Source organism: Chitinimonas sp. JJ19 (assembly GCF_036961565.1).
GTDB lineage: Bacteria > Pseudomonadota > Gammaproteobacteria > Burkholderiales > Chitinimonadaceae > Chitinimonas.
In genome coordinates, this window is sequence record NZ_JBAMDD010000003.1 from 210,698 (window position 1) to 235,400 (window position 24,703).

Below are 24,703 nucleotides of genomic sequence, written 5' to 3' on the forward strand. Positions count from 1 at the left end.
ACCGCAGTTTGGGGGCTTACATCACGGCGACGACCACAGCCCAGATGCCATAGATGACCACAGAGGGCAGGGCGGCGACGATGATGGCGGATGTCCAGCTGCTACCTGTCCAACTGCGCAGGCCGATGGCGGCGAGGCCCATGGACCAGATGCTCAGCAAGTCCACGCTGGTAGCCAGCGCATACCAGCGGCTACTGCTGGGCAAGTCCAGCAACAAGGGCGACAGGTGGGTCAGATTCAGCGATTGCAGCGTGGTTTCGGGCGACATGCCGAAAATCCCAACCAGGGCAACCAGGCCAGATAGCAGTTGCGGCATGGATGACCAGAGCGAGAATGACAGCCAGGCGAGAAAGCGCTCGTCCTTGCAGCCCAGTACCTTACCGGCCAGCATGTAGTAGACCGCCATGATCAGGTAGACCACCGGTATGCCCAAGGCAGCGCCAATCAGGCCGCTGATCATCATGATGTTGCCGCTCATGTGCTCTTTGGCGGCCGCTATATCAGCCGGCTTCATGTCCTCATTGGCCGAAAGGGTTTGCATGATCATCCAGTCGGTGTCCACCCGGCTGAAGTAGAAGAAGATGACCAGGCAACTGACCAGGATGAACAGGCCCATGGGCAGGAGGACATCAGGTTTTTCCTTGAGTCGCTCGAACAGCTTGCCGGGTTCAGTAAAAACGTTGATCAGTTGCATGATGTCCTCTATTGCCTTTGTTATGGGGTGATCCAGGCCGCGTTATCTGGCAGTGCCGTCTGCAGCATCAGGAACGGGCTGGATGTTAGCGATAGACGGCTATGCCGTGAGATTGAATGCGATGGAATGGCGGAAAATGTACTCGAATGACGACAGACCGGGATTGAATGCGCCCTCCGTGTGGGAGGGCGCATACGCTTCGATCAGCGGCCGCTGCCTGGTTGCTCGGCTACCTGCAGCTCAACCGGGCCATGCTTGCCATCGGCAGGCTTGACGAAGAAGCCCTTCAACCAGCTGACCATGTCATCGAGATAGGTGTAGAACACCGGCACCACGATCAGGGTCAGCAGGGTGGAGGTAATCACCCCACCAATGATGGCGTGTGCCATCGGTGCGCGTGATTCTGACCCTTCGCCCAAGGCCAGGGCCAGCGGCAGCATGCCGCCTATCATGGCAAAGGTGGTCATCAGGATGGGGCGCAGGCGTACCCGACCCGACTCGACCACCGCGTCGAAGCGCGATTTGCCTTCCTCACGCAATCGATTGACGAAATCCAGCAGCAGAATGGCGTTCTTGGTCACCAGCCCCATCAACATGATGATGCCGATGATGGAGAACAGGTTGAGGGTAGAGCCCCAGACCTTCAGTGCCAGGAATACCCCCAGCAGACTCAGTGGCATGGACATCATGATGGCCAGAGGCTGCAGGAAGCTGCCGAACTGCGAGGCCAGCACCAGGTAGATGAACACGGCGCCGATCAGCATGGCAATGCCAGCGTAGCCCGCCGATTCCAGCATGAACTCGTTGTCACCTTCCTGTACCTGACGGTAGCCCGGTGGCATCTGTATGCTCTCCAGCACCTTCTTCACCTCGCCCTGCACCGAGCCCACCGGCACACCTTCGACTTCTGCGCTGATGGTGACGTTGCGGTACTGATCACGCCGTTCGATCAAGGTCGACGTACCGCTATCCTTGACCGAGGCTACCTGCCCCAGGGGTATCATGATGGGTTGGCCGGTACGGGCATCCACATCATGGCTGGAGATGGGTAGCTCAGCCAGATCCTCGGCGATGCGGCGATTGGACTTGGGCAGCTTCAGTATCACATCGTAGTTTTCACCGTCTGGCGACTTCCAGGTGGTGATTTCATCGCCGGCAATCAGTGGACGCAAGGCTTGCCCGATCTGGCCTACCGACAGCCCGACCTGGGCCGCCATCTCGCGGTTGACTTCAATATCGATGGCCGGTTTGGCGGCCCGCAGCGAAGTCTGTACTTCGGTCAGATGCGGTATGCGTTTGAGGCGCTCAGCAATGGTTTCGGCAATGCGCTTGAGCTCATTGAGATCCTTGCCTTGCACCTGTATCTGTACCGGTGCGCCGCCGCCGCCACCGCTAGGCCCACGCACGCTGCGTACTTCGATACCCGCGATACGCTCGATACGGGCACGGATGCGCTTGACCATTTCTTCCTGGCTCGCTTCACGCTCTTTCTTGCTGACCAGTTTGATATTGGATCGGATGATGTGCTTGTTGTTGCTGCCTATGGTGGTGTAGATCTCCTCGATTTCCTTGAACTCGGCCAGCGCGGCCTCTACCTGCATGGCCTTGCTGGTGCTGTAGTCCAGGGCAGTACCGATGGGGGTACGGAAATCAATGTAGACACGGCTTTGGTCGGACTTGGGCAGGAATTCGCCGCCCACCCAGCCCATGACAGGGAACATCAGGGCCACGATCACCGACGACAGGCCGATCAGCGACACCACGAAGCGGTGCGACCAGGTCGGCTTGCCCCGGAAGCCGGACATCAGCCAGGCGCGTGCACGCGGGCGGGTGATCAGTGCCAGCAGGGTGATGGGGAAGGCTGCTACCGAAAGCAACAGCACCAGCCAGCGGGGCAGGGCAAAGCGGTGGTCGCCCAAGGCCCAGCGTATGACACGGCTGTAGAGTGCTGACACCTTGTCCATCCAGCCCTCGAAGCCATCCAGTATGCGGCCGAAGAAGCCCTTGTGGCGCATGCCATGGGCGTGCGGATCGTGCCATACAGAACTCAGCATGGGGTCGAGGGTAAACGACACCAGCATGGAGATCAGCACCGAGGCGCAGACGGCTATGCCGAACTGGTAGAAGAACTTGCCTATGATGCCGCCCATGAAACCCACAGGCAGGAATACCGCCACGATGGTCAGTGTGGTGGCCAGTACGGCCAAGCCGATTTCCTGGGTGCCTTCCATCGATGCCTGGTAGTGCCCTTTGCCCATTTCTATATGCCGCACGATGTTCTCGCGCACCACAATGGCGTCGTCCACCAACAAGCCTATGCACAGCGACAGGGCCATCAACGTCATTACGTTGAGCGAGAAACCAAAGGCCTGCAGAAAGAAGAAAGTACCGATCAGGGCTACAGGCAAGGTCAGGCCGGTAATCACGGTCGAGCGCCAGGAGCCAAGGAACAGCCAGACGATCAGGATGGTGAGCAGTGCACCCTCGAACAGGGTGGCCTTCACGTCAGCCAGGGAGGTACGTATACCCTTGGACGAGTCGTTGATCACCATCAGGCTCAAGCCTTCTGCCGCCAGCTCCTCGTTCAGCTTCTTGGTCATGGCCTTGACACCATCGGTGACCTCGATGGTATTGGCGCCATCCACCTTGCGGATGTCGATCGACAGGGCACGCTTGCCGTTCACCAGCGACAGCGAGGTCTCTTCCTCGGCGCCGTCGATTACGGTTGCCACATCACCGAGCACGATGACTTGGCCATCACGACGGCTCAGGACTACGTTGCGGAAATCCTCCGCATTCTTGATGCGGCCCTTGAGTTGAACCACCCGCTCGGTTTTGTCGAACTCGATGTTACCGACCGGTACTTCCTGGTTCTCGCTACGCAGTGCACTGATGACCTGATCGGCTCCCACACCCAGCGCCCGCATCTTCTGCGGGTCCAGCTCCACCCTTACCTGTCGGGCGACGCCGCCGACGATCTCGGCTGAGCCCACACCCTTGAGCGTCTGGAATTGCCGGCGGACATACTGATCGGCCTTGACCGTCATTTCCCGCATGGTCAGCTTATCGCTGGTCAAGGCTATCGAGATGGCGGCTTCGTCATCACTACGCTCCTGAATGACCTGCGGTTCGGTGATCTCCTCGCGAAATTCGACCTTGGCCTCGTCGACCTTCTCACGTACGTCACGCAAGGCTTTTTCGGTGTCTATGCTGAGCTCAAACTCGGCGACCACCACCGACTGGCTGTTATAGGACGATGACGAAACATGCTTGATGCCCGACAGGGTCGCGATCTTCTCCTCGATGGGCCGAGAGATTTCGTTTTCGACGATTTCAGGCGATGCACCGGGGTAGCTGGTCACCACCACCACAAAGGGAAACTTCACGTCGGGCATTTCTTCGACGGGTAGTTTCCAGTAGGCGGCAAGGCCGAGCACCACCAGCGCCACCATCATCATGGTGGCGAATACCGGGTTCTGGAGGCTGATACGGGTGAACCACATGAGTGGGGTTCCTTCCTTGATCTGGGATTAAGTGCAGGCTGGCTAGCTTTGCTTGCTGCTGGTAACCGGCTTGGCGGCCGGTTTATCGGCCTCACCGGGCAACTTGACCTGCTGGCCGGGCTTGATGTTCTCCAGTTTGGCAATGATGACCTGCTGCCCTGCCTTGGTGCCGCTGGCAATCGCTACTGTCTTGCTGAGCTGGTTGATCAAACCCAGTTGCACCTTGCGTTCGACTACCTTGCCACCTTCGATCGTGTAGACGAAGGGCTGCTTGCTTTCCAGGCCGCGGATGGCGGACAGGGGCAGCATGTCGGTATCGCTTGCGGTGGCAACGGCCACTTCACCCTGGGCAAACATGCCGCCCTTGAGGATGCCGTCCGTATTCTTCAGCCGCACATACACCGATACCATGCGGGTGCCGCTATCGGCCACAGGGGCAATACGCTCGACCCGGCCCTTGAACTGCTGGGTGGTGAAGCCCTCTATATGCAGAACGACATCCTGCGCGGGCTTGATCTGGGGTAGGGCTGCCATGGCCACCTTGGCCTCGAACTCCAGTTCGGCCAGATCGACTAGGCTGAACAGTTTCTGGCTAACGCCCACACGGGCGCCAGGTTCTATCGACCGCTCGGCTATCACACCGGAGAACGGTGCACGCACGGTGGCGTCGCCCAATGCTTTACGGGCGATGGCGACCTGGGCTTCCTCTGCCTTGACCTGGGCCAGTGCTACCGCGTACTGGTTCTCTGCGGCATCGTGGCTATTGGGAGAGATGAAGTTCTGCTTGAGCAGATCGGCACTGCGGGCGCGATTCTTCTCTGCCAGTTTCAGTTCAGCGCGTGTGCGATCCAGGTTGGCCGAGCGGGCGAGCAACTGGTCATTCAGTTCGCGGGTATCGAGCTTGGCCAGCATTTGGCCTGCCTTGACGGTTTCGCCGGGGCGCACCATGACCTCGGCTACGACAGCCTCGACATCAGACGACAAGACCGTTTGACGCACGGCGCTCAGGCTGCCCGACAAAGGCACCGGCTGCTTCAACTCGCCGTGCGCCACAATAGCCAGGTCAGACGAGGACAGTTCGAATACCTTGGGGGCTTCGGACTTCTTCTGGTTGTCGGGCGCAGCACGGCCCGTCTGGGTGGCAACGATGCCACCAAGCGTCAGCGCAGCGACGACGCCGATGACCAGGGTGCGGCGATTAAAGCGGGGGCGGAGAGCTTGCATGGCTTTACTCCTTCTCAATAGCAGGGGATGACGTGAATTCGGGAGCGGGAGCGAGGCCGTGCCAGAGCATGTCCACCATGCGCGGCATCAGGCTGTCGAGTTGTATACGCTCGGGGTTGACCAACCAGGCCATGATCAGGCCGTCCATCAGGGCACTCCAGAAGATGGCCAGCAACTCGGGATCGGCCGGCGGCTGCTGCCCGCGCAACTGATGCTGATGGGCAATGAGCCCGGCCGACATGCGCCAGGAATCCTGATAGGCGGTGGCCAGGCGGTTACGTACATCAGGGTCGCGCGCCTGACCCATGAACTCCAGGAACAGGCGGGGCCAGTCCGGATCTTGCTTGACTCGGTCTACTACACCACCCAGTAGTTCCTTGAGGCCATCCTTGGGGTCGGTATGGGCGGCATCACGTGCCAGGGCGGCTGGTAGGTGCTCGTCGTATTCCTGCTGGAAACGGCTGTCGAGCAGGGCAAAGAACAGATCGCTCTTGCTCTTGAAATGCCAGTAGACGGCACCCTTGGTCAGGCCTGCATCGGCTGCCACTTCATCCAGCGATGCGCCAAGATAGCTCTTGTTGGCAAATACGCGGGCGGCAGCATCCAGGATGCGATCACGGGTATCCACCAGTTCTGGCCCGCCACCGTCCAGCAAGGCAGTGAACTCTTCACGTGGGCCCAGCAATCGCTTGACGGTCTGCCAGGGGAGGCCGGCTTCGGCTGCGATCTCGCCATAGTTCACATCCGGTGCAGGGCGGGTCTGGCTCAACTGGCGCAAGGCCGCAATGGCGCGTTGGCGCGCCTCGTGTATGTCCAGCTCGACAGCGGCGGGGGTGACAGATCGGTTCAAGGCCGGTACTCCAATAAGCATACTGACCGGTATTTTATGGTTTGATGTCCCGAAATGTAAAGCACCGCTTGGCAGCGCAGGCCGAAATGCTGGTCGCTACGCGCTTGCGTGCCAGCTACATACTGCAGGCGATAAGGCTGAGAGAAACCCTGTGCATCGCCACCTATACTGCAATGTACAAGAATCGAATATATAAACAGTCTATTTGCCCGGATTGGACGGATGCTTTCTGATACCACGCTCTCAGCACGCAGGCTGTGGATGCGATTGTTTCTTCGCACATTCGTGCCCTTGTTGCTATTGGCGCTGCTGGCGACGCTTTGGCTTTGGCGCACAGAACGCGAGCAAGCGCTGGAGGATCTTGCGCGCCAGGCAGATGTGCACCTGGCGGCTACCCAGCGCGATCTGTATGGGACAGTGACGGCGGCGGCGGTTGATTTGATGCTGCTGGCCAATGACCCGGAGCTCGCCCTAAGGGTTGACCGTCCACCCCAGGAATGGGGTTCACATGCGGAGCACTTTCTCAGCTATCTCAGCTACAAGCCGGTTTATGACCAGATACGGCTGATCGACCTGCAGGGGCGCGAGCGATTGCGGGTCAACCTGAATCGCGGTTCTCCGATGGTCATGCCGGAAGAAACCCTGCAGGATAAATCCAATCGCGATTATTTCAGGGATAGCGTTGGGCTGGCACGGGGGCGCATCTACCTCTCGGGCCTGGATCTCAATATCGAGCATGGGCAGATAGAGCGACCCTTCAAGCCCACACTGCGTCTCGCCACCCCGTTCTACGATGGCAGCGGCGTCAAGCGCGGTGTTCTGGTGGTCAATCTGCTGGCCAACCAGTTTCTGGACAAACTGGGCGAGGGTGGCGGCGGGCACATGGCCTTGCTTGATGCCTCGGGGCAATGGCTGCGTGGCGGGCAAGAACGTGACAACTTCGGTGCCATTACCGGTGAAGGCAGGTTGCTGAGCCAGTTACGCCCGGGTCTATGGACGGCCATCAGCAGCGGTACGGCTGGTTACTACCGCGATGAGCAAGGTCTTTGGAGTTTTCGCCGCTTGACGCCGAACGACCCTGGTAGCCAGGCAGACCTGCTGCGCCTACGTCTGCCCTTTGCAACGGGCTCTGGTCCACAGCACTGGTGGTTGCTCAATCACTATGATGATGCGGCGTTGGTGCAGGCACAAGACGGTGCCATGCGGTTGAGCCTGTTGTTTGGCGGCGGCGCGCTGGCCCTGGCGCTGATTGCCGGGGTGCTGCTGGCCAGTAGCGCCTTGAAGGGCGAGGCACGACAGGCGCGCGAGCAGGTATTCCTGGCTTTGCTGGAACAGGCGCCACTAGGCGTCGTGGTGCTGGATCAGGCGGGTGAGGGTTATTTCTTCAACCATAACTGGGTACGCCTCACCGGCATGAATCCAGCATTGGCCAAGGGGCAGGGCTGGTGGAGTTTGCTGGAGCAGGCAGACCAGGTGCGCCTGCAAGCGGTAATGGCGAAGTTTCTCGAGGACGGGGAGGCGCCCAATTTGGAGATGCAGCTGCGCCTGGGCGATGGCAGTCGTCGCTGGGTTGCCTGCATGGTATCGCAGGGCCCGGGGCCGATGCTGCGAGCCATGGCCTGCATTCTGAGTTTTGCCGATATCCAGGCCAGCAAGGATCATGAGGCGCAACTGGCCAATGCCTTGCAACTGGTCCAAGGGGTGGTGACTGGTAGCGGCGACCCTATCCTGGCACTGGATCGCAGCTTGCGTGTGACGCTGACCAACCCCGCGCTGGGGCAGGCCTTTGGTGCCATGTACCGGGACGTACCGGCCCTGGGTACACAGCTATACGACTGGATGGCACGCTCCCCTGCAGACCAGACCAACCTGATGAACCAGTTTGCCCATGCCCTGCAAGGCAGGCAAACGCAGGTACGCCTGACCTTGGGGCCATCGCGCCGGGTGTTTGACGCCTCGTTTGCGCCACTGCGTGACGACGAGGGCAACCTCGATGGCGCTATACTGTTTGCCCGCGATGTGACCGATATGGCCCGCATACAGGCGCGGGTTGCGCGTAGTGAGGAACTGTTTCGCGCGGTGTTCAGTGGCAGCCTTGATGCGGTTTTCGTGCTTGAGGCAGTCAAGGACGAAACGGGCCGTATCGTTGATTTTCTCTATGTTGAGGCCAACCAGATTGGCCTGAGCGCTGTTGGCATGCAACGCGAAGCGTTTATTGGCAAGTTACAGTCGCAAATCAATCCGGAAGCCCGCGAGCTTGGCTATTTCGATCGCTACGTCAGGGCCATGGAATCGGGCGAGCCCTTTGTCGAAGAGGACTACTTGCAGCATGCCGGCCTTAAGCCAGGCTGGTATGAGAACCGGGTGGTGCCCATGGGATGGGGCATTACCCTGACCAGCCGCAATATTACGGCCCGTAAGCAGGCGGCATTGGACTTGGCCAGTAGTGAGGCCTTGCAGCGCAATATCCTGGATTCGGCGCCCTATATGATTGCGGCGACCGATGCCAGCGGCAAGATCAGCCTGCTCAATCGTGCAGGCGAGCAGATGCTGGGTTACGCAGCTGACGAACTGATAGGACGCGCCACGCCCATGCTGTTCCATGAGCCGGCCAATATGAGCCGGATGGCTGCCCAGCTAAGCCAGGAGCTGGGGCGCGCCATACAGCCGGATGCCAGCCTGTTCGAGGCCGTCTCGCTACTCTCTGCCGATGGCGTCAGCACGCGGGAGTGGACCTATGTCGCCAAGGATGGCCGGCATATACCGGTACTGTTGACGCTAACCGTCAGGCGTGATGCTGAGGGCAGGGCGCTGGGCACCATGGGTATCGCCTACGACATCAGCGAGCAGAAGCGGTTGGAAGAAGAGCGGGACAGGCTGCATGCCGTGGTCGAAGTATTGCCTGACATGGTGGGCATGAGTGATCTGGATGGGCAGTTGATCTATTTGAACCAGGCCGGGCGGCGTATGCGGGGTATAGCACCGGAGGCTGCGCTGGACGGCATTACCATCCGTTTGGGCTGGGCTGAATGGGCCTACCAACTGATCAGCCGCGTGGCCTTGCCGCAGGCGCTGGCGGGCAGGCCATGGAGTGGCGATACCCAGATGATCCTGCCCGATGGCCGCACATTGGAAACGCGACAACTGATAGTGGCGCCCCGCATGGGCGGAAGAGAGCCGAACTTCACCGCGACCATCGTGCACGATCTGACTGAGATGCGTGCCATGGAAGCCAAGATGATAGAGGACGAAGCCACCCTCAATTCAGTTCTGGAGAGCGTGCAGGACGCAATCGTGGTGCTGGACGACAATGCGGTCGTCCAGGCACTCAACCCTGCGGTCAGCTCGGTGTTCGGCTATAGGCTGCACAAGGTCATGGGGCGAGAAATATTCATGCTGTTGCCGCAGGTGCTGGCAGAGCAGTATCGCAACAGCTTCCGCCAGTATATCGAGACAGGTACCCATAGCGGCAAGGTGATAGGGCAGCGGGTCGAGGTGGATGGCCAGCGTGCCGATGGCAGCTCCTTCCCACTGGAGTTGACTATCAGCGAGGTGAAGCTGGGTGACAAGCGGCTGTTTACCTGTGTGATGCGCGACATTTCGCAGCGCAAGGCATTTGAAGAGAAATTGCTGGAAAACATCGACGAGCTGCAGGCCACCCAGGACGCGCTCAATGCGGCCAATGAGCAATTGATGGACGCCAATATGGAACTGGGCCGTATGGCCCAGCAGGATGGGCTGACCGGGGTGGGGAATCGGCGGGCATTTGATCAGCGCCTCCGTGCTGAATGGGGACGCGCAGCCCGCAGCGGCAAGGCCTTGGCCCTGCTCATGATAGACGTGGATCATTTCAAGAAATACAACGATGGCTATGGTCACCAACTGGGTGACGAATGTCTGCGCAAGGTGGCCGAGATACTGCGCGGTGCGGTCACCCGCGCCAGCGACTTCACTGCCCGTTACGGCGGCGAGGAGTTCGCCATCCTGTTGCCCGATACCGACGAAGCCGGTGCCATGGAGGTGGCGATACATATCCGGCTCAGGCTGGCTGAGGCTGCTATTCCCCATGCCTTTTCGCTGACCAGTCCGCATGTGACCGTCAGCATAGGCTTGGCCTCGGTCGTACCCTTGCTGGGGGTTGCGCCGGACCATCTGGTGGCCGGAGCAGACCGTGCACTCTACCGTGCGAAGGATGCAGGGCGGAACAGGGCGGTGGGGGTGTCTTCTCCGGCATGAGTTGGCCGGCACAAAGCTTTGGCACCGTATTGTCATCTGGCTGAGATAAACCAGGCCTAGTCTGGTGTGTGTCTATCTTGCTGAAACCAGAGGCTTGGCATGCGCGTCTTGATGGTGTCCGATGTGTATTTTCCTCGGGTCAACGGGGTCTCCACCTCGATACAGACCTTTCGTGAAGCATTGGCCGCGCTGGATGTGCAGGTAGATCTGATCGCGCCGGCCTACCCCAATGAACTGGACGAGCCGGGGGTATGGCGGGTGCCATCACATTATCTGGCGTTTGATCCGGAAGACAGGATGATGCGGCGGGGCTTGATACGGCGCCTGCTGCCTCAGTTGCAGGCAGCGCAATACGATCTGGTCCATATCCAGACGCCCTTCATTGCCCATTACGCCGGTATGGCGCTGGCACGCCAGCTTGGCGTGCCGGTAGTGGCGACTTACCACACCTTTTTTGAAGAATACCTGCACCACTACGCCCGCTTGCTGCCTGCCGGGTTGACACGCGCCTTGGCCAGGCGGTTTTCGCGCAGCCAGTGCAATGCCCTGGCTGGTGTGATTGCCCCCTCCAGTGCCATGCACGACGGCTTGCGGCGCTATGGTGTGACGGTGCCGATAGCCGTGATACCTACTGGCATACCCTTGCGCCAGTTTGCCGAGGGGGATGGCGCAGGCTTCCGGCAGCAACATGGCATCGCACCTGACCGTGAGCTGGCCTTGTTTGTCGGCAGGGTGGCGCACGAGAAGAATATCGACCTGCTGCTGGAGGTGGCAGCCATTGCCCGGTTACAGCGCCCGCGATTGCTGCTGCTGATCGCCGGGGAAGGGCCGGCACTAGCCCACCTGCAGGCTCGCGCTACCCAACTGGGGCTGGGGGAGCATGTACGTTTTCTGGGCTATCTGGACCGGGCCAAAGCATTGCCAGACTGCTATCGGGCGGCCGATGTGTTTGTCTTTGGTTCGACCACAGAAACCCAAGGCCTGGTACTGCTAGAGGCCATGGCCATGGGCGTGCCGGTACTCGGCATCCCGGCGATGGGGGCGAGGGATATCCTGGGGCCGGGCATAGGGTGTGTCTGTGCCAGCGACAATGCCGATGACTTTGCCGGCAAGCTGGTGGCACTGTTGCAAGATCCGCAGGAACGACAGCAAATGGGCATGGCCGCACGTGACTATGCGCAAGGCTGGAGCGCCCCAGCGACGGCAGAGAGGTTGCTGGCGTTCTATCGACAGACCGTGTTGCCACAAGCGAATGCGCTGCCCGACGGGGCGGTGCAACCGCAAACGGCCACAGGTCGCTAATGACGCAGATCGATAATCAGCGCGTGTGATGCACTCAAGCAAATGAAAAGCGCTGCTTGACCTCTCTCCGTGGATAGCGCCAGGGTTTCCCCTGGCGCCAGTGCAGTCCGATCCCGCCTATCGCCTTACCGCACGGCGTCTCGCAGATGTAATCCCCATCCGATTTGCCCTTTCGCGTTGTGGCGATGTTTACCGGGCCATCAGTTCACGCAGCACAAAGGGCAAGATGCCACCATGCTTGTAGTAATCCACCTCTATCGGGGTATCGATGCGGCATAGGACGCTGACTTCAAAGCGGCTGCCGTCATGGCGGGTGACGCGCAGGCTCAAGTCCTGCTGTGGTTTGAGGGCTTCGTTCACACCCACAATATCAAAGGTTTCGTCGCCCCTGATATTGAGCGATTCAGCGCTATCACTGCCTTTGAATTGTAGCGGCAGTACGCCCATCCCTACCAGGTTGGAGCGATGGATGCGCTCGAAGCTACGCGCAACCACCGCCTTGATGCCCAGGAGTTGCGTGCCTTTGGCGGCCCAGTCCCGGCTTGAGCCGGTACCATATTCTTCGCCTGCAAAGACCACGGTAGGGGTGCCGCGGCGTATGTACTCCATCGCCGCATCAAACACGGTAGCCTGCACACCATCCAGCAGGGTATAACCGCCCTCTACCCGGCTGCCATCATCCTTTGGCGGCAGCATCAGGTTCTTTACCCGCACATTGGCAAAGGTGCCTCTTATCATGATGTCGTGGTTGCCGCGCCGGCTGCCGTAGCTGTTGAAGTCGGGCTTTTGCACGCCGTGCTCCAGCAGGTAACGGCCTGCTGGTGTGGTCTCCTTGAACGAACCCGCAGGAGAGATGTGGTCGGTGGTGACCGAATCGCCAAGCAGCAGCAAGGCGCGTGCCGCAACGATATTGCCTATCTGTCCCGGGCTCATGCTGAATTCGTCGAAGAACGGTGGGCGGGCGATATAGGTGGAGTCCGGCCAGGTATAGACTTGCCCTGTCGGTGCCGGAATCGCATTCCACAGGTCATGATCGCGGGTGAAATCGCCATAGAGCCGGCGGAAGGTTTCCGGGTTCATGGCATGGTGCATGAGCGCCGCGATTTCATCACTGCCAGGCCAGATATCCCGAAGGAATACGGGCTGGCCATCCTGGGACAGACCCAGGGCTTCCGTCTCCATATCAATATTGACGCGGCCAGCCAGTGCAAAGGCCACCACCAAAGGGGGGCTGGCCAGGAAGTTGGCCTTGATATTAGGGTGTATGCGTGCCTCGAAATTGCGGTTGCCCGATAGTACGGCGGCGGCGATCAGATCGTGGTCGAGGATGGCTTCGTTGAACTCGGCAGCCAGATCGCCCGCATTGCCTATGCAAGTCGTACAGCCATAGGCGGCCACATTGAAACCCAGTTGGTCCAGATAGGGCTGCAGGCCGGTTTCGTTCAGGTATTCAGTCACCACGCGCGAGCCTGGCCCGAAACTGGTCTTGACCCTGGGGTGGACCTTGAGGCCTTTCTCTACCGCTTTTTTGGCCAGCAGGCCGGCGGCCAGCAGTACGCCAGGATTGGACGTATTGGTGCAACTGGTGATGGCTGCGATCAGGACGTCACCATGCCCCAGGTCTATGCCGTCCTTTTTGCTCGCTACCCGGCCGGCCAGGCTGGCGGCGGGTTTGTTGAAGCCACTGTCGGCCAGGGGCTTGCTGAACAGGTCGTTGAAGGTGGTCGCCATGTCAGGTAAGGCAATGCGATCCTGCGGGCGTTTGGGGCCAGCCAAGCTGGGGACGATGGTGCCGAGATCCAGTGATAGCGTCTTGCTGTACTGGATATCGCCAGCACGTGGCATGCCGAACAGCCCTTGTGCCCTGAAGTAAGCCTCAAATGTCTCAACCTCTGCATCGCTACGACCTGTGCCTTTGAGGTAGGCCACGGTTTTTTCATCCACGGGGAAGAAACCCATGGTGGCGCCATACTCGGGCGCCATATTGCCTATGGTGGCCCTATCCACCACGCTGAGCGTGGCGGCGCCCTCACCAAAGAATTCCACGAATTTGCCGACGACCTTCTCGCGTCGCAGTACCTCGGTTACCGTCAGTACCAGGTCGGTCGCGGTAATGCCGTCACGCAACTGGCTTTTGAGTTCTACGCCCACCACATCGGGCGTAAGAAAGTACACCGGCTGCCCCAGCATGCCGGCCTCGGCTTCTATTCCCCCCACGCCCCAGCCAACCACACCTACGCCGTTGATCATGGTGGTATGGCTATCGGTACCCACAAGCGTGTCTGGGAAGGCTATGCCGTCGCGTATCTGCACACCGCGGAACAGGTATTCCAGGTTGACCTGGTGAACGATACCGATGCCTGGCGGCACCACCTTGAACGTGTCAAACGCCTGCATGCCCCATTTCATGAACTGGTAGCGCTCGCTATTGCGCTGAAACTCAAGCTCCATGTTCAGGCGCAGGGCATCGGCGGAGCCGTAGTGATCTATCATCACGGAGTGATCAACCACCAAGTCTACCGGCACCAACGGCTCTATGGTCTTGGGGTTCTTGCCCAACTTGGCTGCGACATTGCGCATGGCGGCCAGATCGGCCAGTAGCGGGACGCCAGTAAAGTCCTGTAGCACAACGCGCGCCACCACAAAAGGAATCTCATCCACCCTGGGTGTCGACGCTCCCCAGTTGGCTAGCTGCCGAACATGTTCCTCGGCCACTTTCTTGCCATCGCAGTTACGCAGTACCGATTCGAGCACTAGCCTGATGGATACCGGTAGTCGGCTGATCGGCCCCACACCTGCAGCCTCCAGTGCAGGCAGACTGTAATACTGCAGCTGGGTGCCTGAGGAGAGTGTCAATGACTTGAGGGTATTATGCAGATTGTGGGGCATGGTGCTTCCTCCGAACGGAATGCGGGTGTTTCGATTAGGACTGGGCGGCAGTCTGGTGGTTCGTGAATCTCCTTATCTTCGACCATGCCCGGCAGGATGCAAGCCATTGCGATGTGGGTGTGAGCTATAGAGGCGGCTATATCAGTCCAAGTTCGCTGCGCGTCCCTCCAGCCATTGGCAGAAAGCCGTGATGGCGGGGTCGTTCATCATGGCGCGCGGGGCGATCCAGCAATAACCCCGCACCGGTACGATAGGGCCACGCAAGGGGGCAATCAGGGTGCCGGCCTCGATTTCAGCCTGCATCATAGGTAAAGGGCCCAGGGTGACGCCCAGGCCATCCATGGCGGCTTGCAGGGCCAGGTAGAAGTGGTCGAACTGCTGGCTGGCTGCCGGTTTCAGATCAGGGACGCCGGCTAGCGTCAGCCAACGCTGCCAGGCTGTGGGACGGGTATCGGCATGCAGCAGCGTGTGGTGCATCAGGTCTGCGGGTCCGCGTATCGGGTGGCGCTCCAGCAAAGCAGGGCTGCACAGGGGGATTTCCCATTCATCCAGAAAGGGCTTGCTGATGTAGCCGGGCCAATCGCCTGGCCCGCGCCGTATGGCAAGGTCAAACGGCACATCCAGACGGCTGATGTCGCGGTCGCTGGTCATCAAGCGTAGCTCTACGTCAGGATACTGGCGCTGGAAGTCGGTCAGTTGCGGCAGCAGCCAATGCATGGCCATGGTGGGGGTGGAATTGATCACCAGCCGCCGCTGCCGATTGGGCTGCATCAGCTGCGCCGTGGCATTGGCGATGATATCGAGCCCGTCCTGCACCTGCACCAGATAGCGCCAGCCGACTTCAGACAGCTTGACGCGGCCGCCCACGCGTTCAAACAGCTTCACACCCAGCCATTCCTCCAGTTGCTTTATCTGTTTGCTCACAGCGCCATGGGTAACAAACAGTTCGTTGGCAGCGGCCGAAAAGCTTTCCAGTCTGGCTGCAGACTCAAAGGAGCGGAGGGCGTTGAGTGGGGGGAGATTGGGCTTCATGCTGTGATTTTAGCTCACAGCGTGTGTAGCAAATACTCGTTTGTGCCTTGTGCCGGTTGGGCGTAATCTTCGCCCATTCGCAAAACCGCCTCGCCGACATGGGAATGATCCCGGCAGCCAGGTGGTATAAGCCGGATTTGTGGCTGCAAGCAGCCGCGCCGCTTCCCAAAAATCGCAACCGCAAGCAAAGGTTCCCCATCATGCTAGAAGCCTACCGCCAGCACGTCGCCGAACGCGCCTCCCTGGGCATTCCGCCGCTCCCGCTCACCGCCCAACAGGTGGCCGACCTGGTCGAGCTGCTGAAGAACCCGCCGGCCGGCGAGGAAACCACCCTGGTAGACCTGATCACCCACCGCGTTCCACCTGGTGTGGATGACGCGGCCAAGGTCAAGGCCTCCTTCCTGGCTGCCGTGGCTGAAGGCAGCGTGAAGTCGCCGCTGGTTGACCGCGCGCTGGCCACCAAGCTGCTGGGTACCATGCTGGGCGGCTATAACGTGAAGCCCATGGTCGATCTGCTGGCTGATGCCGAAGTGGGTGGTATTGCGGCGGATGGCCTGAAGAAGACCCTGCTGGTGTTTGACTACTTCCATGATGTGAAGGCACTGGCCGATAGCGGCAATGCCAACGCCAAGGCTGTGCTGCAGAGCTGGGCTGATGCCGAGTGGTTCAAGAGCCGCCCGGAAGTGGCCGAAAAGATCACCGTGACGGTGTTCAAGGTGACGGGTGAGACCAATACCGACGATCTGTCGCCCGCCCCGGATGCCTGGTCGCGCCCGGATATTCCGCTGCACTACCTGGCCATGCTCAAGAACGCCCGTCCCGGCATCACCCCGGAAGAAGACGGCAAGCGCGGCCCCATGCAGTTTATTGAAGACCTGAAGAAAAAAGGCCATCTGGTTGCCTATGTGGGCGATGTGGTGGGTACCGGCTCCAGCCGTAAGTCCGCCACCAACTCGGTGGTCTGGGCGACTGGCCAGGACATTCCCTTTGTGCCGAACAAGCGCTTTGGTGGCGTGACCCTGGGCGGCAAGATCGCCCCCATCTTCTTCAATACCCAGGAAGACTCCGGCTCCCTGCCTATTGAAGTAGATGTATCCACCTTGGAAATGGGCGATGTAATCGACATCTACCCCTACGCTGGCAAGATTGAGAAGAACGGCGCCACCGTGGCCGAGTTCAAGCTCAAGAGCGATGTGATCCTGGATGAAGTGCGTGCCGGTGGCCGTATCAACCTGATCATCGGTCGCGGCCTGACCGCCAAGGCACGTGAAGCGCTGGGCCTGCCGGTCAGTACCGAGTTCCGCCTGCCCAAAGCGCCGGTGGACAGTGGCAAGGGTTATTCGCTGGCCCAGAAGATGGTGGGTCGCGCTTGTGGTTTGCCGGAAGGCCAGGGCGTGCGTCCAGGTACTTACTGCGAGCCCAAGATGACCACGGTGGGTTCGCAGGACACCACCGGCCCGATGACCCGCGACGAGCTGAAAGACCTGGCTTGCCTGGGCTTCAGCGCCGATATGGTGATGCAGTCGTTCTGCCACACCGCGGCTTACCCCAAGCCCGTGGATGTAAAGATGCACAAGGAGCTGCCAGCCTTTATCAGCACCCGTGGTGGCGTTGCCCTGCGCCCCGGTGATGGCGTGATCCACTCCTGGCTGAACCGTCTGCTGCTGCCTGATACCGTAGGTACCGGTGGCGACTCGCACACCCGCTTCCCCATCGGCATCTCCTTCCCTGCAGGTTCCGGCCTGGTCGCCTTTGCGGCGGCTACTGGCGTGATGCCGCTGGACATGCCCGAGTCGGTGCTGGTGCGTTTCAAGGGCAAGATGCAGCCCGGCGTCACCCTGCGCGATCTGGTCAATGCCATTCCGCTGTATGCCATCAAGGCTGGTCTGCTGACGGTAGCCAAGGCGGGCAAGAAGAACGTGTTCTCCGGCCGTATCCTGGAAATCGAAGGTTTGCCTGATCTGAAGGTCGAGCAAGCATTCGAATTATCCGACGCCTCGGCAGAGCGCTCTGCCGCTGGCTGTACCGTGCATCTGGACAAGGCGCCGATCATTGAATACATGACGTCGAACATCACGCTCATGAAGAATATGATCGCGAATGGCTATGCCGATGCCCGTACCCTGGAGCGTCGCATCAAGGCCATGGAGGCCTGGATTGCCAAGCCTGAGCTGCTCAAGGCCGATGCCGATGCCGAATACGCTGCCGTGATCGAAATCGATCTAGCCGATATTCACGAACCTATCGTGGCCTGCCCGAACGACCCGGATGATGTGAAGACGCTGACCGAGGTAGCTGGCGCTACTATTGACGAAGTTTTCATCGGTTCGTGCATGACCAATATCGGCCACTTCCGCGCTGCCTCCAAGCTGCTGGAAGGCAAGCGCGATATCCCCGTCAAGCTGTGGGTGGCTCCCCCCACCAAGATGGATGCCGAGGAGCTGACCAAGGAAGGCCACTACGGCACCTTCGGCACTGCCGGCGCGCGCATGGAAATGCCAGGCTGCTCCTTGTGCATGGGTAACCAGGCTCAGGTGAAGGAAGGCGCTACCGTGATGTCTACTTCCACCCGTAACTTCCCCAACCGTCTGGGCAAGAACTCCAATGTCTACCTGGGTTCGGCCGAGCTGGCTGCCATCTGCTCCAAGCTGGGTCGTATTCCGACCAAGGATGAGTACATGGCCGATATGGGCGTACTGAGTGCCAAGTCCGGTGAAATCTACAAGTACATGAATTTCAACGAGATCAAGGATTATCAGGACGTGGCCGACACGGTTGCAGTCAAGTAATCACTGCGAGCGCTATAAACAAACAGCCCATCGGAAACGATGGGCTGTTTGTTTTCGTGGGCTAGGCAAGATGGGGTGAAGCCGCTAATGATTGATCAACTCCACCCCCTTGCTACTGAGGATGGGCTTGCGCCTATCCTCCTTGCCTACTTACTTTCCTGATGCCTGCTTGATTGTCAGCGTGTAGCTGGCATCACGGTAGCCATCGACCATCAGGTAGACGTCGCCACTGTAGCCGGCTGGGCTGCTGCAGCTTTCCTCGCTGTCACCACGGTAAGGGCGGCAGTCCCATTCCATCTTGGTCGGGGCGCTACCAGCACGCAGGTAGATATCCGCATCACCCTGGCCGGTGAGCTGGGCGGTCAGCCTGGCACCTGCGGTAAGGCGATAAGGGCCGTAGGCCAGGTTTTGGCCTTGCTTCAGCGAGCCGGTCTGGGTCTCGGTCTGGCCGCCGCCGTTGCCGGGGCCGCTGGCATCGCTACCAAGCTCTACAGCGTAGGCGGTGGCGAGTTGGGCGAACTTGAGCGCGTGTTGTGCCTGGTTGCCCATATTCTCGAAAGTGTCTTCGGCGGTATGGATGCGCTTGTTCATGCCGCTGAAGCTGGCCTCAAATGGCATCGATGCGGGATAGCCTTGTGCTGTCCAGGAGGCGTGATCCGAGCAGCCATAGCCACATTTGTCCTGGCCTACCTTCAAGTTGGGCAGGTAGGTCTTGATCAGGTCGGCCAGGAAGGTGTTTTGCGCTGCGTCGGTGTAGTCGGTGTAGAGGTAGATGTCGCTATCCGAGCCCTTGTAGTTGGTCATGTCCAGCTGCATGACACCTACCACATTGGTGTTCTGGGATTTGAAGCGCTGGGCGATATCCTTGGAGCCGCGCAGGCCGCCTTCTTCGGCGGCATAGCCGATGAACTTGATGGTGCGGTCGGGTTTGTAGCCCTGGGCGATCAGCACGCGCAGGGCTTCGGTCATGCTGGCGATGCCCGATGCATCATCATCAGCGCCGGGGGCGCGGGTGTCCTCGCCCATGGTGCCCTTGTGGATCGAATCGAGGTGGCCGCCGATGACGATGACTTCTGCCGGCTTGGTCTGGCCCTTGATGGTGATCATGACAGACTTCTGCGGGTAGTCCGCATGGGTGATCTGCTCGGCGACGATGTCGTTACGGCCTTTTGCCAGGCCCTGCCAGTGCTTGAGCAGCCAGTCGGATGCCGCGACGCCATGACGGCTCTTGAAGTGGCGGTTGGTGAAGGCCGACAGGGTGACAATGGTGCTGGCGATATGGCTTTCCTGCAGCATGGGCAGCAGGGGCTGGACCTGGGCTTGATTGTCGATGGCATAGCTGGGACGGGTGATGGCGGCAGCTTGTACCGGCTGCAAGGCGCGCAGTGCGTCGGCGTAGCTATTGTGGGCGATGAAACCGCCGCAGCGGTGCAGCTCCTCATGCACGGCTTCGGACAGCGAGTGCAGGCTGGATTCTTCAACTTCGACAACGTGTACCTGCTCGGCAAACAGGCCTTGATCGCCACGGCCGGCAGAGATGGTGCGTGATTGCTTGGCGATGCTTTGCGGGGCCACGCGTTGCAACTGGGCGTAGGCGTCGTCGCCTACGGTGATCCAGATCTTCTTGGCGGGGGCGGCTTGGGCTGTGTTGAGAAAGGCTAAGGTCAGCAGGGATGCGAGCAAGGTGTGACGCACGAGGTTCTCCATCTGTATTTTGGGTCCACTGTCGGGGCGCAAAGGGGTTTGCGTGGGCGAGGAGACTATCATGACAAATGAATAACCGCACTTAAGCCAGCCTTAGTGCTTGGTTAAGCAAGGCCGGTGTGTGGTGGGTGGGACACGGTTTCCGGCCTTGAGTAGTGCGTTTGCATGGCAATTATTGCTGATTGAATGATTATGTCATATTGCCTTGTGGCGTGCGGCCCATAATGCTGACAGGACGATAAGGGCGCCGCCTAGCCTGGCGATGGGGCTGAGTGTCTCGCCCAGCCAGAAGACGGCGAACAGGGCGCCGAAGACGGGCTCGCTGCCAGTGAGGAGGCTTACCCGTGTGGGGGAGCTGTGGCGCAAGGCCCAGTTCTGGGCGAAAAAGGCAAAGATGGTGCAGCCCAGCACCAGGTAAGCCGTTGCCAGCCAGAAGCCAGAATCCACAGGCATGGCCGGTAGGCCTTGTGGGCTCAGCCAAGCCAGGAGCAGGCTGCCACAGCCTATGATGCCCGCCTGCACTGCGGTCAGTGCCAGCGGGGCGACCTGGCGGCCCTGGGTGAGCTTGCTGGTGAGGCAGACCGTGATGGCGCGCAGCAAGGCTGCGCCCAGCATCAATAGATCGCCCAGGCCGAAGCGAGCCTCCAGGCCTCCGCCCAGCAGCAGGGCGCCCAGCAGGGAGACACCGGCGAAGACAAAGGCCGGTGTCGCTGGCCGGCGGTGCAGCAACCACCACTCCACGAAGGGTGTCATGACGATGCACAGGCTGATCAGGAAGGCGGCATTGGCGGCCTGGGTCATGGCGACGCCGAAGGTCTCGCAGATAAAGATACCCAGCATCAGGCCGCCCAGTGGCAAGCCAGCCAGCAGCGCATCGCGCCGTGCTGGTGCGCTGATGTTCAGCAGCGTGGGAGCCAGCAGGGCAAAGGTCAGCAGGAAGCGTATGGCCAGGAAGCCCAATACGGGATAGTAGTTGAGGGCGCCTTTGGCTATGCCATAGCTGGTACCCCAGACCATGGCGACCAGAAGCAGAAGGAGATCGGACAGACGCAGCAATCCGGCGGGGTGGGGAAGGGTAAGTGAGGACATGGCGTCAGCCTGGAGTGAGCGATGCCGGATTATCAATTTACCCGTGTGAGATGATAATCTGCCGCATTGGAACAGGATTTGTGCGCAATGAGAACAAATGAGGAGTTTGAAAGCCTGCCTGAGATGGCGGTGTTCGCCAGGGTGGTGGAAGCAGGTAGTTTTTCGGCTGCGGCCAGACAGCTGGGGCTGACGCCCTCGGCGGTCAGCCGTTTGATAGCCAGGCTGGAAGCGCGCCTGCAACTACGGCTACTGGAACGGACCACCCGGCAGCTGCGTCTGACCGAGGCGGGCGAGGCAGCCTTGGCCTGTAGCCAGGACATGCTGGCTGCGGCTGATGGGGTTTTGGCTTTGAAGGATGCCTACGCTGCAGCCCCCAGGGGATTGATACGGATCAGTGTGCCCAAGGCGGTGGGGCGGCAGGTGGTGCATCCGTTGATGGCCGAATTCCTGCGCCGCTATCCGGAGGTTGATGTGCAGCTGGTGGTGACGGATCGGACCGTGGATCTGTTTGCCGAATCAGTAGAACTTGCCATACGCATGACGGATAACCCGCCACCCGGGCTGGCCGGCAGGCCATTGATGACGATCAGCCATATGCTGTGCGCCAGCCCCGACTACCTGGTGGCGCATGGTACGCCTGCGCACCCCAGGGAGCTGGCTGAGCATAGTTGCTTGTACCTGGGGGAGGATGAGCGCGACCGGCACTGGCGATTCCGGCAGGGTAGCGAGCTGTGTACTGTGGCGGTGCGTGGCCGCTATGTGGCCAATCACAGTGAGATGCGGCTGGAAGGGGCATTGGCGGGTTTGGGTATTGCCAGCCTGCCCGCATTTGCGGCCACCGCCGCCCTGGCACAAGGCCGGCTGCAGGTGGTTCTGCCAGACTGGGAGCACCTGACGGCGTATGCCGGGACGGCCTGGGTGCTGTACCCGTCCAACCGCTTTGTACCACCCAAGCTAAGGGTGATGATTGATTTTCTGGTGGCGCAATTGGGCGGTGATCTGCAAAGGCAGCAGGTAAAAAAACACCCCGCTTGAGCGAGGTGTTTTCGGCAGCGTCGGCTTGCGCCGATGAAGCGGGGTAGGGCTTAGAACAGATGGATGATGCCAGTGGTCCAGGCGCTGTTGTTGCGCTTGGTGCCGACGGCGCCACCTTGGCCAGCCGAGGTTTCCAGCAGCGAGACGTTGTTCTTCTCGTTGGTGGCGCGGCTGAATTCGGTGTAAACGATGGTGCGCTTGGACACGGCGTAGTCCACGCCCAGGGCCAGGTAGTTGCCGCCGGAGTTATCTACACCGTCCAGATCGCCCACGTGGGTGTAGCCGATACGGGCGGTAGCATTGCCGAAAGGCTGGCTGACCACACCGATGATGGTGTCACGGTCGGTATCGACTGGGCCCAGGCTGAAGTTGGACTGACGATAGGCCAGCTTGAAGTTGGTACCAGCTGGCAGGGTGTAGCCTGCGCCCAGCAGGTAGTTCTTGATGCGGGCGCCGTCCATGACAGGCTTGGTGCCATCTGCAACGATAGGAGCCAGATCGCGCTGCGACTCAAAGGCGCCGATCAGTTGCAGCGAGCCCACGTTGTACTCCAGCGAGCCGATCAGGGCCGAGGGGGTCACGTTGTTGGTCTTGCCTTCCATGTCGCCGTACTGCAGCTTACCAACGAAGCCACCCAGGTTGGGGGTTTCGTAGGCGATGTTGTTGCTGGAGCGGTAGTAGACGCCATCGATCAACAGGCTGTTGATCATGGTGGAGTTACCGTTGAAGCCGTCGAAGTTCTCTTGGGCCAGGTCGAAGTAGGTCTTGCCGCGACCCAGCTTGACGGTACCGAAGTCGCCCTTCAGGCCAAGCCAGCCTTCGCGGTTGGCGAAGCCGCTTGCGCTGGCGTCGTCAAGGCGAACCTTGCTTTCGATCTTGAAGAAAGCGCTCAGGCCGTTGCCCAGGTCTTCTTCGCCCTTGAAGCCGATGCGCGAACCGGTGTCTTCGATGATGGTCTTGGTGACGTCGTCGTTGTTGACGATGCTGACGCCGGCTTGGGCGATACCGTAAACGGTAACGTTGGCGTTGTCGGCGTGAACCAGTACGGGAGCAGCAAACAGACCAGCAACCAGTGCAGCGATGCGAGCGTATTTCATGCGGGATTTCCTTTTCTTCTAAGTTAGGCCAAGGGCGAATAGCACACCCGTGGCAGGCGAACGCATTGTGATGAGAGTGGCGGATAAATGCATTAGGGAAAACGGTTAGGGAACTATTTCACCTTACAGCCTAAACACACTGGTCGGTATGTCTACTTTCTTAATTTAAACAATGCGTTGCGACTGTATTTATATCTGGATTTGGCGCGTTTAATAAAAAGGCCGGTAATAATATTACCGGCCTTTGTAGCGTCCGCGCTACAGCTACATTAGATAGTTGACAGCGTATACAGGGGGTGAATATCAGTAATTCACTATTTATTGGGCATTCAATCCCTTGGGTAAAGAGAATACAATGCCTTCAATCGTGCCTTCCATTTCCTCTACCGATTGAGCGCCGAATTCCTGAATACGGGCAATGACTTCCTTGACCAGTATTTCCGGTGCTGACGCGCCAGCGGAGACGCCGACGCGGGCCTTGCCGGTAAACCAGGCTGCCTGCAATTCGCTGGCATTGTCGACCAGATAGGCATCAAGGCCGGCGTTGGCCGCCACTTCGCGCAGGCGGTTGGAGTTGGAGCTATTGGTGGAACCGACCACCACCACTACATCGGCCTGGCTGGAGAGCTTCTTGACGGCATCCTGGCGATTTTGGGTGGCGTAGCAGATATCGTCCTTCTTGGGGCCGACGATGGCAGGGAAGCGTTGCTTGAGTGCATCCACCACCACGGCGGCGTCATCCACGCTCAGGGTGGTCTGGGTGACGTAGGCCAGCCGGCTTTCGTCCTGCACGGCCAGCCTGCCCACATCGGCAGCGTCTTCGACCAGGTACATGCCGCCTTGGGACTGCCCCATGGTGCCCTCGACCTCGGGGTGGCCCTTGTGGCCGATCATGATGATCTCGAAGCCTGTCTCTCGCAGCTTCTTGACCTCCATATGTACCTTGGTCACCAGTGGGCAGGTGGCATCAAACACCTTGAGGCCACGTGATTCTGCTTCGCGGCGTACTGCCTGGGATACCCCGTGGGCAGAGAAGATCAGGGTGGCGCCAGCAGGCACGTCGTCCAGCTCTTCGATGAAGATGGCGCCTTTCTGCTTGAGGTCTTCCACCACGAACTTGTTGTGCACCACTTCATGGCGGACGTAGATGGGGGCGCCGAACTGATCCAGCGCGCGCTCGACGATGGCGATGGCGCGGTCTACGCCAGCGCAGAAGCCACGTGGGTTGGCGAGTACGATTTGCATGATGGTCATGGCAA

The 24,703-nt window shown here is 59.9% G+C and carries 14 protein-coding genes; 4 read left to right on the forward strand and 10 right to left on the reverse strand.

Features of this window, described 5'->3' with window-relative positions; genetic code table 11:
* Positions 1 to 16: 16 nt before the first annotated feature.
* The 4 genes from V7714_RS05420 to V7714_RS05435 form a co-directional block, all read right to left on the reverse strand.
* Entirely contained in the window at positions 17 to 694 is a 678-nt protein-coding gene (locus V7714_RS05420) for a YIP1 family protein (RefSeq protein ID WP_335708796.1), read from the reverse strand.
* 203 nt (positions 695 to 897) lie between these two features.
* Positions 898 to 4,197, reverse strand: a complete 3,300-nt coding sequence (locus V7714_RS05425) for an efflux RND transporter permease subunit (protein ID WP_335708797.1) — start codon at positions 4,195 to 4,197, stop codon at positions 898 to 900.
* Between the two features lie 42 nt (positions 4,198 to 4,239).
* Complete coding sequence (locus V7714_RS05430; RefSeq protein ID WP_335708798.1) at positions 4,240 to 5,421, reverse strand: efflux RND transporter periplasmic adaptor subunit; 1,182 nt, start codon at positions 5,419 to 5,421, stop codon at positions 4,240 to 4,242.
* A 4-nt stretch (positions 5,422 to 5,425) separates the two neighbouring features.
* Positions 5,426 to 6,271 (reverse strand): TetR/AcrR family transcriptional regulator, encoded by an 846-nt coding sequence (locus V7714_RS05435; protein WP_335708799.1) that lies wholly within the window; start codon positions 6,269 to 6,271, stop codon positions 5,426 to 5,428.
* A 261-nt stretch (positions 6,272 to 6,532) separates the two neighbouring features.
* Here V7714_RS05435 and V7714_RS05440 point away from each other — a divergent pair, with 261 nt between their 5' ends.
* Both V7714_RS05440 and V7714_RS05445 read left to right on the forward strand, forming a co-directional pair.
* Positions 6,533 to 10,507, forward strand: coding sequence for a PAS domain S-box protein (locus tag V7714_RS05440; RefSeq protein WP_335708800.1), 3,975 nt, complete (start codon positions 6,533 to 6,535; stop codon positions 10,505 to 10,507).
* A gap of 99 nt (positions 10,508 to 10,606) precedes the next feature.
* Positions 10,607 to 11,809 carry a glycosyltransferase gene (locus V7714_RS05445; protein WP_335708801.1) on the forward strand — a complete coding sequence of 401 codons (1,203 nt, stop codon included), beginning with the start codon at positions 10,607 to 10,609 and terminating at the stop codon, positions 11,807 to 11,809.
* Positions 11,810 to 11,998: 189 nt separating this feature from the next.
* On the opposite strand, the gene acnA is transcribed toward V7714_RS05445, so the two are convergent.
* On the reverse strand, positions 11,999 to 14,698 hold the full coding sequence (acnA, locus tag V7714_RS05450) for an aconitate hydratase AcnA (protein WP_335708802.1): 2,700 nt from the start codon (positions 14,696 to 14,698) through the stop codon (positions 11,999 to 12,001).
* A gap of 141 nt (positions 14,699 to 14,839) precedes the next feature.
* On the reverse strand, positions 14,840 to 15,730 hold the full coding sequence (locus tag V7714_RS05455; RefSeq protein WP_335708803.1) for a transcriptional regulator GcvA: 891 nt from the start codon (positions 15,728 to 15,730) through the stop codon (positions 14,840 to 14,842).
* Positions 15,731 to 15,930: 200 nt separating this feature from the next.
* On the opposite strand from V7714_RS05455, the gene acnB reads away from it, so the two are divergent.
* On the forward strand, positions 15,931 to 18,519 hold the full coding sequence (gene acnB / locus V7714_RS05460; protein WP_335708804.1) for a bifunctional aconitate hydratase 2/2-methylisocitrate dehydratase: 2,589 nt from the start codon (positions 15,931 to 15,933) through the stop codon (positions 18,517 to 18,519).
* A 150-nt stretch (positions 18,520 to 18,669) separates the two neighbouring features.
* Here acnB and V7714_RS05465 read toward each other — a convergent pair whose 3' ends face one another.
* Entirely contained in the window at positions 18,670 to 20,214 is a 1,545-nt protein-coding gene (locus V7714_RS05465; protein ID WP_335708805.1) for a M20/M25/M40 family metallo-hydrolase, read from the reverse strand.
* Between the two features lie 204 nt (positions 20,215 to 20,418).
* The gene (locus V7714_RS05470) at positions 20,419 to 21,312 is read right to left on the reverse strand and encodes a DMT family transporter (protein ID WP_335708806.1); all 894 of its coding nucleotides are present in this window, start codon (positions 21,310 to 21,312) and stop codon (positions 20,419 to 20,421) included.
* 87 nt (positions 21,313 to 21,399) lie between these two features.
* On the opposite strand from V7714_RS05470, the gene V7714_RS05475 reads away from it, so the two are divergent.
* Entirely contained in the window at positions 21,400 to 22,347 is a 948-nt protein-coding gene (locus tag V7714_RS05475) for a LysR family transcriptional regulator (protein WP_335708807.1), read from the forward strand.
* 50 nt (positions 22,348 to 22,397) lie between these two features.
* Here the strand turns inward: V7714_RS05475 and V7714_RS05480 are convergent, their stop codons facing one another.
* Complete coding sequence (locus tag V7714_RS05480; protein WP_335708808.1) at positions 22,398 to 23,444, reverse strand: porin; 1,047 nt, start codon at positions 23,442 to 23,444, stop codon at positions 22,398 to 22,400.
* A gap of 318 nt (positions 23,445 to 23,762) precedes the next feature.
* The gene (gene ispH / locus V7714_RS05485; protein WP_442890543.1) at positions 23,763 to 24,698 is read right to left on the reverse strand and encodes a 4-hydroxy-3-methylbut-2-enyl diphosphate reductase; all 936 of its coding nucleotides are present in this window, start codon (positions 24,696 to 24,698) and stop codon (positions 23,763 to 23,765) included.
* Between the last annotated feature and the right edge of the window lie 5 nt (positions 24,699 to 24,703).